The following is a 15,123-nucleotide window of genomic DNA, read 5'->3' as shown; positions in this document are numbered from 1 at the left end:
CAGCCGCTATTGTGTGATTTTATGTTACAGTCTCCGAAACCGCCGCATCTTTCTGAAATCAGAAGTCCGATGAAAAACTGCCGGCCCCGGCCTGTTCCGGAAATTTTAAAACAGGATAACAATAACGGGCGGGGCCCCGACAAATCAGAGCCCAGCCCGTCGCCTGCTTCCGGGAACGAAAGCTATTTACCGGCCATTTCGCTGAAGATCTTTCTGACCTTCTCCAGATCCTCGGCAGTATCCACCCCCACCATAGGATCCTTTTCAGCATAGGTTACGGCAATCCGGTAGCCATGATAAAGCACCCTGAGCTGCTCCAGGGATTCCATGGCCTCGATTTCACAGGGCGGCAGAGTCAGATACTTTCTGATAAAGCCCACTCTGTAGGCATAAATTCCGATATGCCGGGCATGTCCTCTGAGAGCCTCCCTGTTGCCGTCCCGGAAATTGTTCCGCTCATAGGGAATTGACGCCCTGCTGAAATAAAGCGCATCTCCCTGATGGTTGATAACCACCTTCACGCAGTTGGGATCAAACACATCCTCGCCGGTAACCCTGGCACACAGTGTGGCCATGGGGGCCTGGGAGCATTCCAGAAGATCTGCCACCTGGGCAATGTTCTCCGGGGGAATCAGAGGCTCGTCTCCCTGAACATTTACTACAATCTCCTGATCCTCCAGCTTGAGGACATTGACCACCTCGGCAATTCTCTCGGTACCGGAATTATGATCCGGAGAGGTCATGCAGACTTCAGCCTTAACTCCTGAGGCCAAAACGGCATCCCTGATACGGGTATCGTCGGTAGCCACAATAACCCGGTCGGCACCGCCTTTGACCGCCTGCTCCGCCACCCGCACCACCATAGGCTTTCCCATAATGTCAAGGAGCGGCTTTCCCGGAAGCCGCGTCGAAGAATAGCGTGATGGAATAACAACCGTATAATGCATTATCTTATACCTCTCTCTTTTTGAATTCTGCTGATATCTGCCGTCAGTCTGTCATAGAATTCTGACGGCAGATCCGCCCGGACACCCAGGCTGTAAAAACCCTCAATATGATTTCTGCCGTACTTCACCATATCCTTTTCGGTCATAATCACGGGAAGACCTCCGGCAATCCGGCGCACTTCAGCTTCCGTAACAAAGCCGTGATCAGGAACAGGAATGCTCCGCGAAACCCGGAACCCCGCATCCTGGAGTGTTCTTCTGAAGCGTTCCGGATCTCCGATGCCCGCCAGGGCGCAGACCTCTGTCCCCTCAGGAAGAACCGCCTCCATGCCGTCAAGACGGCGTACCTTGTCGGGAACCAGCCTTACCGGATACTCCCCCTCTTTCTCTCCGCCGTTGTTGAGCACATAGTCCGCCTCCGCCAGCCGGGAAGCAGGTTCTCTTAACGGTCCCATGGGAAGAAGCCGTCCGTTCCCGAAACGTCTCTTGCCGTCAACCACCACGATTTCAATATCTCTCCCGAGAGCATAGTGCTGAAGACCGTCATCGGTAATAATCACATCCAGAGCGTTTTCCAGATACCCGACAGCCCGGGACCGCCGGGGATCAATGACCACCCGTACTCCGGTTTTAAGCCGGATAAGCAAGGGCTCGTCTCCGGCCTCGCCGACAGGGGAATCCGGAATAACCTCATAGGGATATACCGGGGGATGCGCCCGGTACCCCCGGCTTACCACCCCGGGCCGGAAGCCCCGGGAGGCCAGGTACTCCGCCAGGGCAATCACCACCGGAGTTTTTCCGTTTCCCCCCACCATAATATTACCCACCACCACTACCGGAATCCGGCTCCGGAACGAGGGCAGAATATTCCGGAAATACAGCTGGCGTCTCAGTGCGGAAACCAGACCGAATATCAGGGAAAAAGGCCAGAGCAGCCACATAAGAGGACTTCCCTGAAACCAGATTTTTTCATGAAGACTCATAGTCGCTCCCTTCTTCAGAGCTGCTCCGGAAAAAAAGAGTCTCCCTGAAATCCGGCTCCGGTGCCGCAGCCGCTCCGGAACCGGAAAACACGTTCAATAACGGCATGGAAAATACCCTAAAAAATGCTAAAATTCCCGAGATCCCGAAACAGAGGTGGCCATGACAGTTAAAACTCTCCCGGACCAGAAATGCCAGTCCTGCGATAAATGTCCCTACTGCGAAATCTGCCTTCCCGGAAAAAGCCCGACGTCCTCGGATCTCTCGGCGCTCAACAACATTATAGATAAAAGGCGGGGGCTTAACAAAGGGGAGATTCTTTACAAAGCGGGAGATCCTCTGCTCAGACTTTATGCCATAAAAAGCGGCAGCCTTAAAATTTATTCGCTGAGCCAGGCCGGAGACGAACAGATCACCGGTTTTTCCATATCCGGAGAAATTGTCGGCTTTGATGCCATTTTTGAAAAAAAGCATAAATCCTTTGCCCAGGCTCTCGAAAATACCTCCATCTGCGAAATTGACTATGCTCAGCTTTCCAGAGCACTGTACCGGCATCAGGAAATGAACATGCGCTTTATGAGACTCATGAGCCAGGAAATCTCCGTCAAAAAGGAGCTTCTCATGATGATTTCCCGGGAAACAGCACCCCAGCGCCTGGCATCATTCCTGCTGCACCTTTCCGAGGCCCAGACCAGACGCAATCTCTCACCGGATGTAATAAAGCTGACCATGACCCGCTATGAGATCGGAAACTGCATTTCCCTTTCTGTGGAAACCATCAGCAGGCTGTTTTCCAGGCTGCATGATGCCGGTATCATTACAGTTAAGGGCCGTTATATTACCATTCTGGATCAGGTGCTGCTCCGGGATGTTAAAAACGGCAATCTGTGCCAGGCCGCCAAATCTGAAAATCACCCGTAATCTCCCCGTTTTTCCTGCCGTTAATTGAAGTACTGCAAGGAAAAATTTCCCAAAATTTTCTACAATCAGAATATACATCTTAAAATTGTGGAGGTATCCCATGCGCAAATTTAAGAATATTCTGGCTGTTATTGAACCGGAACGGAACGAACAGCCTTCCCTGGAAAGAGCTCTGGAAATCGTCCGCTTCTCCCCGGACACCCGGATCACCGCATTTCTTGCCATCTATGACTTTTCCTACGATATCACCACACTGCTGAATATTGACGAGCAGACCGCCATGCGCCACAGCATTCTGGAAAACAGCGAGAACTGGCTTGAAAACGAACTGAAAGCACAGCACTGCGAAGGCACATCAATCACCGGCAAGGTGGTATGGCATCGCAGTCTGCCCAGTGCCATTACCGCTGAAATCAAATCCGGAAATTATGATCTGGTGATTAAAAGCGCCGACAGCCATGGCATTCTGGACGGAGTTGTTTTTACCCCCGCAGACTGGCAGCTCCTCCGCACCTCCGACATTCCGGTACTGATCGCCAAAGACCATCCCTGGCCCGAAGGAGCAAATATTCTGGTAGCACTGAACCTTTCCGACACGGAGGATCGGGATATCAGACTGATGAACATCAGACTGCTCCGCAATGCTCAGGAGCTGGCCCGTCTTATGGGAGGCAGAATCCACCTGCTTAACGCCACCCCGCCTCTGATGCCGGTTTCCATTGTAGAAATCCCGGGATTTACTCCGGATATCTATTCGGAAGCTGTAATGAAGCACAGCCGCGAACAGATTGAGGCCTTTGGCGCAAGGCACCGGATTCCTCCGGAAAACTGCCATGTAATCGAAGGCCAGCCGGATGACGTGATTCCCAAGATAGCCGCTGATCTCAATGCCTGTGCCGTGCTCATAGGACATACCGGCCGCACCGGTATTGCCGCCGCGCTGGTAGGAAATATCTGCGAGGAAATTGTGGATGCGGTTAACTGTGACCTTCTGGTGCTGAAGAAGAGCGCAAGGCTCTGACTGTGTCCGGCATTTCTGCCGGTACGTGATTCCCGGTTTTCCGCCCTTCCCGCCCCGGAGATCCGGGGCTACTCCCCTGCCACAGGGTTCCGGTGCTGTTCCGGATCCGGCCTCTCAGTTCCGGCCCGGCTTCCGGCAATAATTTCGTCTCTGTCAAAATCATAAAGCCGGCGATCCAGCATATGACTGAGACTGATCCGTCCCATGGCCTTGCACATATTCATGCTTCGTCCCGGATACTTCCGATCCCATGCGGCAATCATCTCCCGGATCTCCCCCCGCATTTTGTTTTCTCCAAACTCGCACAGATTTTTAGGAAACAGGGGATAGCCCCGGCCTTCTGCCAGTCTGACAATATCACGTTCCCGGCAGTACACCAGCGGCCTTATCACTATATGACGGCCGTCATCTGTATGAAGCTTCGCCGGCATGCCCTTGACAGTTCCGGAATAAAAAAGATTCAGAAAGAAGGTACCGAGAACATCATCCGCATGGTGCCCCAGGGCAATTTTGGTAGCCCCGATCTCTCCCGCCACCCGATAGAGAATCCCCCGTCTCAGCCGGGAGCACAGAGAGCAGATATTGTGGCCGTCGGGAATCTTTTCCCGCACAATGCCGTAGACATTCTCATCAATAATATGGTACGGAAGTCCGGTACCCCGGAGATACTCCTCCATTACTCCCTGGGGATATCCGGGAAGATGCGGATTAAGATGTACCGGAATCAGATCGAAATCCACCGGCGCACTCTTCCGGAGACTGGAAAGGATATCCAGAAGCGCGTAGCTGTCCTTGCCGCCCGACATGCATACCATCACCCGGTCTCCGGATTCAATCATATTGAAATCCCTGATGGCATCTCCCGTCAGATGCCGCAGTCTTTTAAGTGTCTTATTGGTGTTGTAGAGATATTTTTTTTCATCCATTGCAGATTTCCCCCGAAGAACCGTCCTAAAAACGTTCCGAAAGATTCAGCCATCTCTGAAACGGTCCGAGATCCGAGCCGTCCGGCACATACCACTTCCGCCGGGAAGCATCCCAGCGGGCCCCCAGTCTCCTGGCAGCATCCTTTTCGGCATAGGGCACATTCAGATAAACCCGGCTCTGGTTGTCATCCCGGGCCGGATTGCCGTATTGCGGGGCCGGAAATGACTTTCCGCCGCCCCGCTGTCTCCGGAAGCTTCCCATGCCGGAAACATTCTCCGGAATCCCGGCACGTCCGAAATCCGGAGCCCCTTCCGGACAGCATTCGGGATCAGCAGTGCCGAATACGCTGCCGAACATCCGGATCTCGGCCTCTGAAAACGGAATATATTCCTTACAAAAATCACATCCGGCACTCTCGCCGCCATCATTATAATCGGCACAATCAGCTGTCATTGCCATAATTCTCCCCGTTTATCTCTGCCGTACCGGGCTTTCCCGGCCATTATTGCTGCCGCCAGTCTGTTTAGCCGGCAACAAAAAGGAGAGACAGCATTTCCGCCTCTCCTTTAACAGACTGTTTTTGCTAATGTCCGGAAAATTATTCCCTTAGCTCGGCCCCGAAGCTTTCTCTGAGGCTGGACACTATACGGTCATTAATTTCCTGAATATCACTGTCCTCGAGAGTACGGTCCGGAGACTGCAGCACCACGCTGAAAGCCACACTCTTCTTGCCCGCAGCAATGTTATCGCCTTCATAGATATCAAAAATATTAACATCCTGAAGGAGCGCTCCGGCATTTCTTCTGACAGTATTCAGGATCCTTGCTGCCGGAACACTGCTGTCAATCACCATGGCGTAATCGCGGCGGATTGACGGGAATTTCGAGAAATCGGCATATGCGGTTATGCCTCTGACCGAGAGAGCCCGCATCTTTATCTGGAACAGGAATACCTTCTTTTTAAGTCCCAGGGCCTTCTGCACGGAAGGATGGATAAGCCCTACATCTCCCACATGCTCGCCGTTACGGAGAATGGCGGCAGAAACCCCGGGATGCAGTGCCGGATGCACTCCGGTAACGAAGTCAAACTCCGCATTGCCGGAGGTAATCTCCAGAAGTCTTTCCACATCGCCCTTGATATCGTAGAAATCAAGATCCCGGGGCTTTCCGTACCAGCTTTCACGGGAACTTCCTCCAGTGATAAGACCGCCGGCCATCTCCTCCTGCCGGATACCGTTTTCCGCATCCGGATCAGAAATAAAGGTCAGTCCCGTTTCAAAAAGCCTGAGGTCGCTGGCCTGCCGGTTCATATTGTAAAGGGCTGCATTCACCAGTCCGGCCCAGAGGGTGGTTCGCATGGCGTTCATTTCCGAAGTAATCGGATGCGGAAGAATGATAGGCTTTTCCGCAGGATTAAGCACTGACAGAGAGCGGTCGTCCACAAAGCTGTAGGTAATCACCTCATGATAGCCCATATCTGCCAGCAGGGACTTCACGTCCCAGGAGGAAACCTGCGCCTCATGCCGCGGAATCATGCGCAGAGGAGCCACCGGATCCACGTTCGGAATCCGGTCATAGCCGTACATCCGGGCCACTTCCTCGCAGATATCCACCGGAATGGCAATATCATAGCGCCAGCTGGGGCTGATAGCGGACACCGCATCGCCGCTGACCTCCGGCTCCATGCCCAGTCTGGTCAGATAGTCAGTGACCGCGTTTCGCTCTATGGAAACACCCAGCACTTCCTTTATCAGGCTGAAGGGAACATTGATTCTCTCCGGCTGCGGCAGCTTCTCCTCGCACACGGTCTCGGAAACCGGACCGGCCTCGCCGCCGGCGATGTCCAGAATGAATCTGGTAGCTCTTTCCATGGCTGCAGCCTGAATCCGGTAGTCCACCCCTCTTTCAAAGCGGTGGGCAGCCTCGGTATCGAGACCATAGCTTCTGGCCCGGTTCTTGATGGCCTTTGGGCTGAAAAACGCTGATTCCAGCAGAATGTTGACCGTGCCGGCCTTTACTCCGGTGCGGTCTCCTCCGAAGATTCCCGCCAGTGCCACCGCTCCGGCATCGTCGGCAATCACCAGAGTATCCGGGGAAAGAGAAGCCTCCTGTCCGCTTAAAAGCACGATTTTTTCATCTGATCTGGCCTTTCTGACGGTGATTCCGCCCTGAAGCGTGTCCAGATCAAAGGCGTGCAGCGGCTGCCCCAGTTCCAGCATGACATAATTGGTAACATCCACCACCGGATCCAGACTGCGCATTCCCAGTCTTCTCAGCTTCTCCTGCATCCAGAGTGGGCTCTTCCGGGAGAGATCCACATTTCTGATTACCCTGGTAAGATAGCGGGGGCAGCCCTCGGTGTCCGCAACCTGAGCCGGAAAGGTATCACTTATGGAGGCGGGAACAGCAGGGATTTCCGGATAGCGCACATCGGTGCCGGTAAGAACTCCGAATTCCCGGGCAATGCCGCGAATGCTGAGACAGTCGGCTCTGTTGGCAGTAAGATCCACAGTTATGGCCTGATCGTCAAGCCCCAGGTAATCGTGAATATCAGTACCTACCGGAGCATCGGCCGGGAACTCGATGATGCCGTTGCTTTCCTCGCTGAGTCCCAGTTCCTTTGCGGAGCAGAGCATGCCGTTGGACGGAACGCCTCTGAGCTTGGCCGGCTTGATCCGGAAATTTCCGGGAAGCACAGCCCCCACCTTGGCGCAGGCTACCCGAAGCCCCTGTCTGCAGTTCGGGGCCCCGCAGACAATGTCCAGAACCTCGTTTTCACCAACCCTGACGGTAGTAATGTGCAGATGATCGGAATCCGGATGATCGGCGCAGGTCAGCACCTCGCCCACTACCACCCCGGAAAACTCCCCGGTTACAGGATCCACAGAATCAACCTCGAGACCGGCCATGGTGATAATGTCCGAAACCTCGTCTGCCGAAAGGCTGTTCGGTACCAGCTCGTCCAGCCACTGCTTATTGAAAATCATTTAAAAATATCTCCTAATTCTGACCGGCGGCCGGTTTTACTTGCCAAACTGCTTCAGGAATCTCATATCGTTCTCGAAAAACGCCCTGAGGTCGTTTACACCGTAGCGCAGCATAGCCAGACGCTCCACTCCGAGACCAAAGGCAAAACCGTGATATCTGTCCGGATCCAGTCCTACATTGCTGTAGAGGCGGGGATTTACCATCCCGCAGCCCAGAACCTCCAGCCACTTGCCGTTCTTTCTCCTGACATCGACCTCGGCGGAGGGTTCGGTGAACGGGAAGTATGAAGGACGGAACCGCACCTCCAGCTCCTCCTCGAAAAAGTTGACCAGGAAGCTGTGCAGCACCCCCTTAAGCTCGGCGAAGGTGCTGTGATCATCCACCAGAAGGCCTTCCACCTGATGAAACATCGGCGTGTGGGTCATATCATAATCGGGACGGTAAACTCTTCCGGGCACAATAATCCGGATGGGAGGAGCCTTCTTCTCCATGGTGCGAATCTGCACTCCGGAAGTCTGGGTGCGCAGAAGCAGGTTGTCATTGAAATAAAAGGTATCGTGCTCGGAGCGTGCCGGATGATCCGGCTCAATGCAGAGCGCATCGAAATTATGGAAGCAGTCCTCAATTTCCGGGCCGGACTCGGTAGTGAAGCCCAGAGACTCAAAAATCTCCTCGATTCTTCTGATAGTACGGGTAACCGGATGCAGGGTGCCGGATTCCGCCCTCCGGCCGGGAAGGGTAACATCCACGGTCTCTGAAGCCAGCCGGCAGTTCAGAATCTCCGCCTCAATTGCCGCTCTTCTGGCATTAAGAGCCTCGGTTACCTGGGTCTTGGCAGCATTGATAACCGCTCCCATTTTGGGACGCTCTTCCGGAGAAAGCTTGCCGAGTCCCTTCATCTGTTCTGTAAAAAGGCCTTTTTTCCCCAGATAGTCGACCCTTACGGCCTCCAGGGCAGCCTCATCTCCGGCCTCGGCAATCCGGGCCTGAGCCTGGCTCACAAGCTCATTCAAATCACTCATAAATTCCTCTTAAATCCGTACCGGAGGGAAAGCTCCTCCGCAACAAAAAAACCGGCAAAAACTGCCGGTGATTATACTTTATCTTAGACTTTAATGACAATTGAGAGCCGGAACAAAAATCTGCCGGCCGGTGGAGCCTGGCACTCTGGCCGGTCAGGCCTTTCTGACCGCTCCGCATTCCTCCGGAACATCATTCTGCGCTTCCGAGACCTGGTAGTCCTGACTTACCGGACTGGGAGGACAGATATAGCACCCCTGACAGAAATCCACCCCCAGCTCCTCGAAGATCCGGAAATCATCTTCGTTTTCAATCTGGGACACCATGGTATGCATATGAAGCCCACGGGCCATCTGAATCAGCGATTTGATGATGATAAGGTTGCTTTCGTCGCGGCTGATGTTCTGGGTAAAGTCCGGATGAAACTTGATATACAAAATCGGCAGCAGCTTCAGCATGTAGCCGAGACAGCCGCTCTTCCCGAAATTGTCCAGGGCAAAACCGAGACAGCTGTTCCGGAACTTGTTCATAAAGTTCAGCACCGAATCCAGATGATGACTGACATCATCCTCGTCTATCTCAAAGCAGATAACCCTGGTAAGAGCGAGATTGTTGTTGAGAAGATTCCGGAGCCTGGAAACAAAATCCTGATCGCAGATGGTTTCCGAACTGATATTGACAAAGACCACATCAATATCCTTAAAGCCCTCCGGATTGTCCCGGTATATTCTGTTAAGGCTTTCCAGCATCCAGCTGTCAATTCTGGACATGATATTGAAGCCATAGCACCGGGACACAAACGAGGAGGGCTCAATAACATCCCGCCGATCCCCGATGATTCTGGCAAAAAGCTCGTAGCACTTCCGGTTCCGGTACCGCATGTTCAGAATCTTCTGTCTGACTGCAAAAATGGAACCGCTGTCCAGAGCCTGATGAATCCTGGTAACCAGAGAAACGGTCTCAGTATAGGCAGGAAGACGGTTTATGGCATTATCGGAAATAAACAGGTGGTAGGTATTGGGCCCCATGTCCATGGCAATCCGGCAGGCGGCATTGGCACAGGACAGGAGCGCGGAAACATTTCCTCTGGCAGTATCAATAAGCACCAGCCCCATGTTCATGGTGATGACATGCATATTCCCGGAAACGTTCAGCCTGAGACTTATAAGCTTCCGGCGCCATTCCTTGGCATAACCCAGAGCATCTCGGGCGGAGCACGAACGCATCAGAACCGCAAACTCGTTGCCGTTAATCCTGAACACGTCAAACTCTGTCCTGATGCCGGATTTCAGGCAATCCGCTATCCGGTGCAGAATTTCATCGCCATAGGTATGGCCGGACACGTCGTTGATATAGTTAAGATTCTGAATCCGGATAAAGCAGAGCACTCCCTTGTTGGCCCCCTCCAGCCCCAGCTCCCGGTTCAGCATTTCCATAAAGTACTTGCGGTTGTAGACTCCGGTCACCGGATCATTATTTTCCAGGAAACGCAGCTGACTTATGTAGCTTTCATCCTGACTCATGTCAGAAAACTCGCCGATAAACTGGTACATGCTGTTGCTGACCTTGCCCTGGGAATTCAGGCATCTTCTGAGATCATAGGTCGGCAAAAAGGTCAAAGTGAGCTTCACCGGCACGGTTTTCCCCTCCCGCCCTCTGATATCCAGATTCCTGACGTCGCTCACCGAGGGAATGCTGTCATTCTTCATCCCGTCAAGTACCGTATTTACCTTGCGTACCAGCCTTGCAAAAAAGTCATCAAATACATCAGGCTCGCAGCAGAGACTGGAGAAGGAGCAGTAGCTTTTGCCGTCAGAGCTGTCATTTGCCGGATTCCCTACCAGTGCAACAAAGGCCGGATTCACCTCCTGAATGCGCCCGGTCCAGGACATAATGAAAAGTCCGGAGGTACTGTGATTCAGGAACTGGTTCAGCCGGTTGCTGTTTTCAGCAGCCTGGATGGCGGCCTCATCGCCCCGGGTTCTTTCATAATAGGCCCAGTAGCCCATGGAAATGGAAACCATAATCCCGAGAAGACCGGAAACCAGACAGAAATACCGGTGCGTGTCAGCCTCGAAGCCCAGATAGCCCAGAAGTGCCAGATTCGGAACGGTAACTCCCGCCAGGAACAGCTCCGCGACAAACACATAGCAGAGGTGAATGTAGTTCTGCTCCCGGAGCGCCCGGAAAATGAAATAGACTCCGATCGCCGCCGTAACGGCATAGCAGGACAGCATATAGAAAAAACCGGCCTTTTCGGGCAGAAACCAGACCGCGGCGACACCGATAATGCCCAGAGCCGTAAAGACAATCTGATAATATCTGAATAGCGCCGTCCGGAAATACGGCAGGAAGGTAAACACCGATCCTGAAAACCCGGCCAGAGCCAGAAGACCGGCACAGACATAATTCCGGACCAGATCCGCATTGCCGCTGAAAAACCGGGATATCAGGGTGAGGTAGCTTCCGGAGATCCAGATACAGGAGGTCACTGAAAGCGCCAGAATGGTGTAATAAAGATAGCGCTTTTCCCGGAGAAAAATAAAAAACACCAGAGAAGAAATAAATACGATGAGCATGATGCCCACCGTAATTCCGTTTATTACCTTGTCTGCGGTGTCCTGAAAATTAAATTTCTTTACATCTACCAGACCGAAATTGAACTGGGTATCCAGATTCGATATCAGTCTGACATAGATAGTGCTGTATTCATGATTACGGGTAAAAATCGGAAAATCCCAGCCGCTGGACGGAAAAAATTTGGAGCTGAGCCCCCGGTCAATGCCGGTATGCCAGACATTGATGAGCTGTCCCCGCTGGTTCTGAACAAATACATCGACCTTGTTAATGAAGATATTGTTGACGCTGAGCACCAGACTGGCACTGTCTCCGCTGCGGTTTTCCACCCGGAACCGGAACCAGCGCACCCGGTTATCGCTGCCTGCCCACTTTACGGGCTCAACACTGTATTTTTCCCAGGGACCGACAACCTCCCACGGCCACAGAGCCTTCGGAGACTCGCGGTTGACCTCGATGCGTCCCGAAATATCCATCTGAACATTGCTGTCGGTAACATAAATGACCGGTACTTCTCCGAATACGGCCGAAGAGCACAGCAGGATCAGTAAGCCCAGGGCAAGTGAAAAAATGAAACGCATCTTTCATCCAGATATAATCAGTTATTTTAAGGTGAAAACCTTTTCTACTTTTTTTGAATTATATCACATTTGATTACAGCAAATTAACACTTTTCAGCGAAAAGTTATTAAAAAATTAATAATTATCCGGTTTCATGAAACTGTTTATGAAAACAAAAAACGTGAGCTGCATCTGATACCGTCATGGCAGAATAATGCATGACGGCACGTAACGCGCACCAGTATGAAATAACCATGTCAGGATCTGTTTTTAGCAATATCAAAGCTTATTTGCTTATTCCTCCGGCAGTTACCGGAGAATGCTTTCTGGTCCATTTTGCCTGTTATCTGGCAAGGCCGTTTTTTGCGGAAAGCAATGATGTCCGGCCTGAAGAAAGTCCGCTCTCCCTGATTACGGAACAATTCCGAAACCTGCCCGGCGATCTTCTGACCGGATCCGCGCTGCCGCTGACCGCTTTAGGACTTACGCTCATCACTGCAGGAATCATCATCGCCGCTCTGGCGCTGGCCCCCTTTATCAGGTACCGGATAAGCCCGCACCCCCTATCGAGAACGCCGCACCGCATTTTTACGGAAGGAATCTACCGCCGGAGCCGGAATCCCATGTATCTTTCCCACTTTTTTCTGCTTTCAGGATGGGGACTTATTTTCTCCCCGGCCCTGCTTCCCCTGACGCTCCTGTGTGTCAGGCACTTTTTAAAACGCCAGATTCTCATGGAGGAGGCCTTTCTCGAAAAAACCTGTCCTGAATACCGGGAATACCGGGAAAGAACCCCCCGCTGGTTCAGGATCCGGAATAGTTAATTAAGCCTTTTTGTGATAGAATTCCCGCTGCCGGTTTCAGATTAACCGTATTCAAAAAACACTGTACCAGCGTGTTCACAGCACTTTTAAAAGCAGGAATACCATTCCTGATAATTAAAGGATTCCCGGAAGTTCGACAGTTGATCTTAAACAAAATTGCCCGAAGCCCAATGGTGGCTTGCTTTTTTGCCTAAAAAAGTTATTAAAAATATTGCGTAACATTCGTAATATGTTATACTATAGTTTGTCTGTTGAACTAACCATCCACTGTTACCATGAGACTAAGCCACACCGGAAAGCCGGACAACTACTATTACTTTGTTATTGAAGACTGCCGGACAGAAACTGGCAGGAGAACATCAAGGACGATTGAGAAGTTAGGTTGTGCCAGTGCCATAAGAGAGAAGTATAAGGTTGATGACGCTGAAGCCTGGTGCAGGAACTATGTGAATTCACTGAATGCCAGGGCGTTGAAGGAAAAGTCAGAAAACCAGCGTGAGATTGTAATCAAACTCAGGGAGGATCACCTTAAGGACAAGAAAAGCAACATCTTCAATGCTGGCTATCTGATTCTGGAGAAACTGTACTACGAGTTTGGAATGAACCGGATATGCGAGGAGCTTCAGGACAAACATCCTCACATTACCGGATATGACCTTACAGAGGTTCTCAAGGTCATGCTCTTCGGACGGATCCTGTTCCCATCGTCAAAACTGGCACTGGTTAATGACTTCCAGCACAGGTTCTTCGAAAAGTATGAAATCGAACTGCAGCACATCTACAGAGCCATGGATGTTCTAAACGAAGACGTCAGTCTTGTTCAGGACAGACTGTATCAGTACACAGCGAATGTCTGCGAACGTGATGTGAACCATCTCTACTACGACTGCACCAATTTCTATTCTGAAAAGGAACTGGAAGATTGTGACAGGGATGATATTCCGGATGATTGGAAGAAGAACCATACACTGAGAAAATACGGCAAATCAAAAGAGAATCGTCCAAATCCAATCGTCCAAATGGGGTTATTCATGGACGGCAACGGTATCCCTCTGGGTTTCTGTATCAACCCCGGCAATACCAATGAGCAGACGACCATAGTTCCACTTGAAAAAGAGCTTATAAAGAACTTCAAAACGACTGATATCACAGTCTGTACCGATGCGGGGCTTTCGGGTGATGCCAACAGATCTTTCAACAATGTTGGAGAAGATGACCTGCTGGTAAAAATGGGATTCCGCGGGCAGCGGCACTTCATATGCACCCAGTCAATCAAGAAACTGAAACTCCATCTGAAGGAATGGTCTGTCGAGAAGACCGGATGGTCTTATTTTTCTCTTGATACAGCCGGAAAGCGGGTGACTAAAACAAATTTTGATCTCAGCAAACTGTCTGATCCAGCCTGCTATGCAGAGCATTATCACACGATTTTTTTCAAGGAGCGGACAACAGCTGAAGGCATGGATGCCAGACTGATTGTCACATTCTCCATCAAGTACTACGAATTTTTGAGGTCTCTGAGAGAACGAAAAATCAAAAGAGCAGCAAAAATGATTGAGAACAGGACTTTTGACCGTGAAAGTGACCATAGCCCCAAATCTCTCATTGAAAAGACGTATTCAACAGAAGATGGTGAAATAGCTGTTAATGCCTCTGCTTTCCTAAACACTCAAAAGATAGAGGAAGATGCTAGGTTTGACGGCTTTTATGCTGTAACTACAAATATTTTTGCTGACAAGATGCCTGCCGAGCAGATTGCTGCAATCAGTGCCCGGCGGTGGGAGATTGAGGAATGTTTCCGGATTATGAAAACAGATCTGGAATCACGGCCTTTCTATCATAGCAAGGATCAGAGGATAACGGCTCATTTTCTTGTTTGTTTTATGGCTCTGGTACTGCTTCGAGGAGTTGAACAGAAAATTGCTTCCTTAAACGAGAATAAACTGAAGTATCCCGACGGAAAATACTCAATTGAACAGATAATTCAGGCTTTGAAGGACATACGTGTAATAGAGGTAGATAACGGCAATGGTTATCAGCCTGACTACAACAACTCAGAACTCATTTCTGATCTCCTGGAATGTTGTGGACTCACAGAACTGACCCATGAGGTAGTGATGAAAGACACAATGAAAAAAATTTTGAAAAAAATTTCGGCAGGCCCTAAAAAGCTGAAACAGCCTAAAACTACCTAGCATTACAAAAAATCTTATCTAGCAAGGATTTGCAGAGATCTATGTTACGCAAACTGTCGAACTTCGGAAATTAACACTTTTCAGCGAAAAGTTATTAAAAAATTAATAATTATCCGGTTTCATGAAACTGTTTATGAAAACAAAAAACGTGAGCTGCATCTG

Annotated in this window: 11 protein-coding genes; 4 read left to right on the top strand and 7 right to left on the bottom strand. The window is 50.9% G+C overall.

The window, feature by feature from the left end:
* Window positions 1-182: 182 nt before the first annotated feature.
* On the bottom strand, window positions 183-947 hold the full coding sequence (kdsB, locus tag F557_RS0114805) for a 3-deoxy-manno-octulosonate cytidylyltransferase (protein WP_019003002.1): 765 nt from the start codon (window positions 945-947) through the stop codon (window positions 183-185).
* Window positions 947-1,930, bottom strand: a complete 984-nt coding sequence (lpxK, locus tag F557_RS0114800; protein ID WP_019003001.1) for a tetraacyldisaccharide 4'-kinase — start codon at window positions 1,928-1,930, stop codon at window positions 947-949. Before lpxK ends, kdsB begins: the two co-directional genes overlap by 1 nt.
* A gap of 160 nt (window positions 1,931-2,090) precedes the next feature.
* Between lpxK and fnr the strand changes: the two genes are divergently transcribed.
* Together fnr and uspE are read left to right on the top strand one after the other, a co-directional pair.
* Window positions 2,091-2,849 carry a fumarate/nitrate reduction transcriptional regulator Fnr gene (fnr, locus tag F557_RS0114790; protein WP_019002999.1) on the top strand — a complete coding sequence of 253 codons (759 nt, stop codon included), beginning with the start codon at window positions 2,091-2,093 and terminating at the stop codon, window positions 2,847-2,849.
* 100 nt (window positions 2,850-2,949) lie between these two features.
* Window positions 2,950-3,870: a universal stress protein UspE gene (uspE, locus tag F557_RS0114785; protein ID WP_019002998.1), complete on the top strand. Its 921-nt coding sequence runs from the start codon at window positions 2,950-2,952 to the stop codon at window positions 3,868-3,870.
* Between the two features lie 68 nt (window positions 3,871-3,938).
* Here the strand turns inward: uspE and ttcA are convergent, their stop codons facing one another.
* The 5 genes from ttcA to F557_RS0114760 form a co-directional block, all read right to left on the bottom strand.
* A complete protein-coding gene (gene ttcA / locus F557_RS20330; RefSeq protein WP_019002997.1) occupies window positions 3,939-4,796 on the bottom strand; it encodes a tRNA 2-thiocytidine(32) synthetase TtcA in 858 nt (285 codons plus the stop codon).
* A 25-nt stretch (window positions 4,797-4,821) separates the two neighbouring features.
* Window positions 4,822-5,256 carry a DUF5710 domain-containing protein gene (locus tag F557_RS20325; protein ID WP_019002996.1) on the bottom strand — a complete coding sequence of 145 codons (435 nt, stop codon included), beginning with the start codon at window positions 5,254-5,256 and terminating at the stop codon, window positions 4,822-4,824.
* A 139-nt stretch (window positions 5,257-5,395) separates the two neighbouring features.
* Window positions 5,396-7,783 carry a phenylalanine--tRNA ligase subunit beta gene (gene pheT, locus F557_RS0114770; RefSeq protein ID WP_019002995.1) on the bottom strand — a complete coding sequence of 796 codons (2,388 nt, stop codon included), beginning with the start codon at window positions 7,781-7,783 and terminating at the stop codon, window positions 5,396-5,398.
* Window positions 7,784-7,819: 36 nt separating this feature from the next.
* A complete protein-coding gene (pheS, locus tag F557_RS0114765; protein ID WP_019002994.1) occupies window positions 7,820-8,806 on the bottom strand; it encodes a phenylalanine--tRNA ligase subunit alpha in 987 nt (328 codons plus the stop codon).
* Window positions 8,807-8,959: 153 nt separating this feature from the next.
* Window positions 8,960-11,962, bottom strand: coding sequence for an EAL domain-containing protein (locus tag F557_RS0114760; protein ID WP_019002993.1), 3,003 nt, complete (start codon window positions 11,960-11,962; stop codon window positions 8,960-8,962).
* Window positions 11,963-12,160: 198 nt separating this feature from the next.
* On the opposite strand from F557_RS0114760, the gene F557_RS21515 reads away from it, so the two are divergent.
* Window positions 12,161-12,766: a methyltransferase family protein gene (locus F557_RS21515; protein WP_084761671.1), complete on the top strand. Its 606-nt coding sequence runs from the start codon at window positions 12,161-12,163 to the stop codon at window positions 12,764-12,766.
* Between the two features lie 275 nt (window positions 12,767-13,041).
* Window positions 13,042-14,961 (top strand): IS1634 family transposase, encoded by a 1,920-nt coding sequence (locus F557_RS20315; RefSeq protein ID WP_084761670.1) that lies wholly within the window; start codon window positions 13,042-13,044, stop codon window positions 14,959-14,961.
* Window positions 14,962-15,123 lie beyond the last annotated feature (162 nt).

It is taken from the genome of Succinimonas amylolytica DSM 2873, assembly GCF_000378405.1.
GTDB lineage: Bacteria > Pseudomonadota > Gammaproteobacteria > Enterobacterales > Succinivibrionaceae > Succinimonas > Succinimonas amylolytica.
Note: the sequence above shows the minus strand (reverse complement) of the source record. Positions and strands in the feature narration are given on the sequence as shown.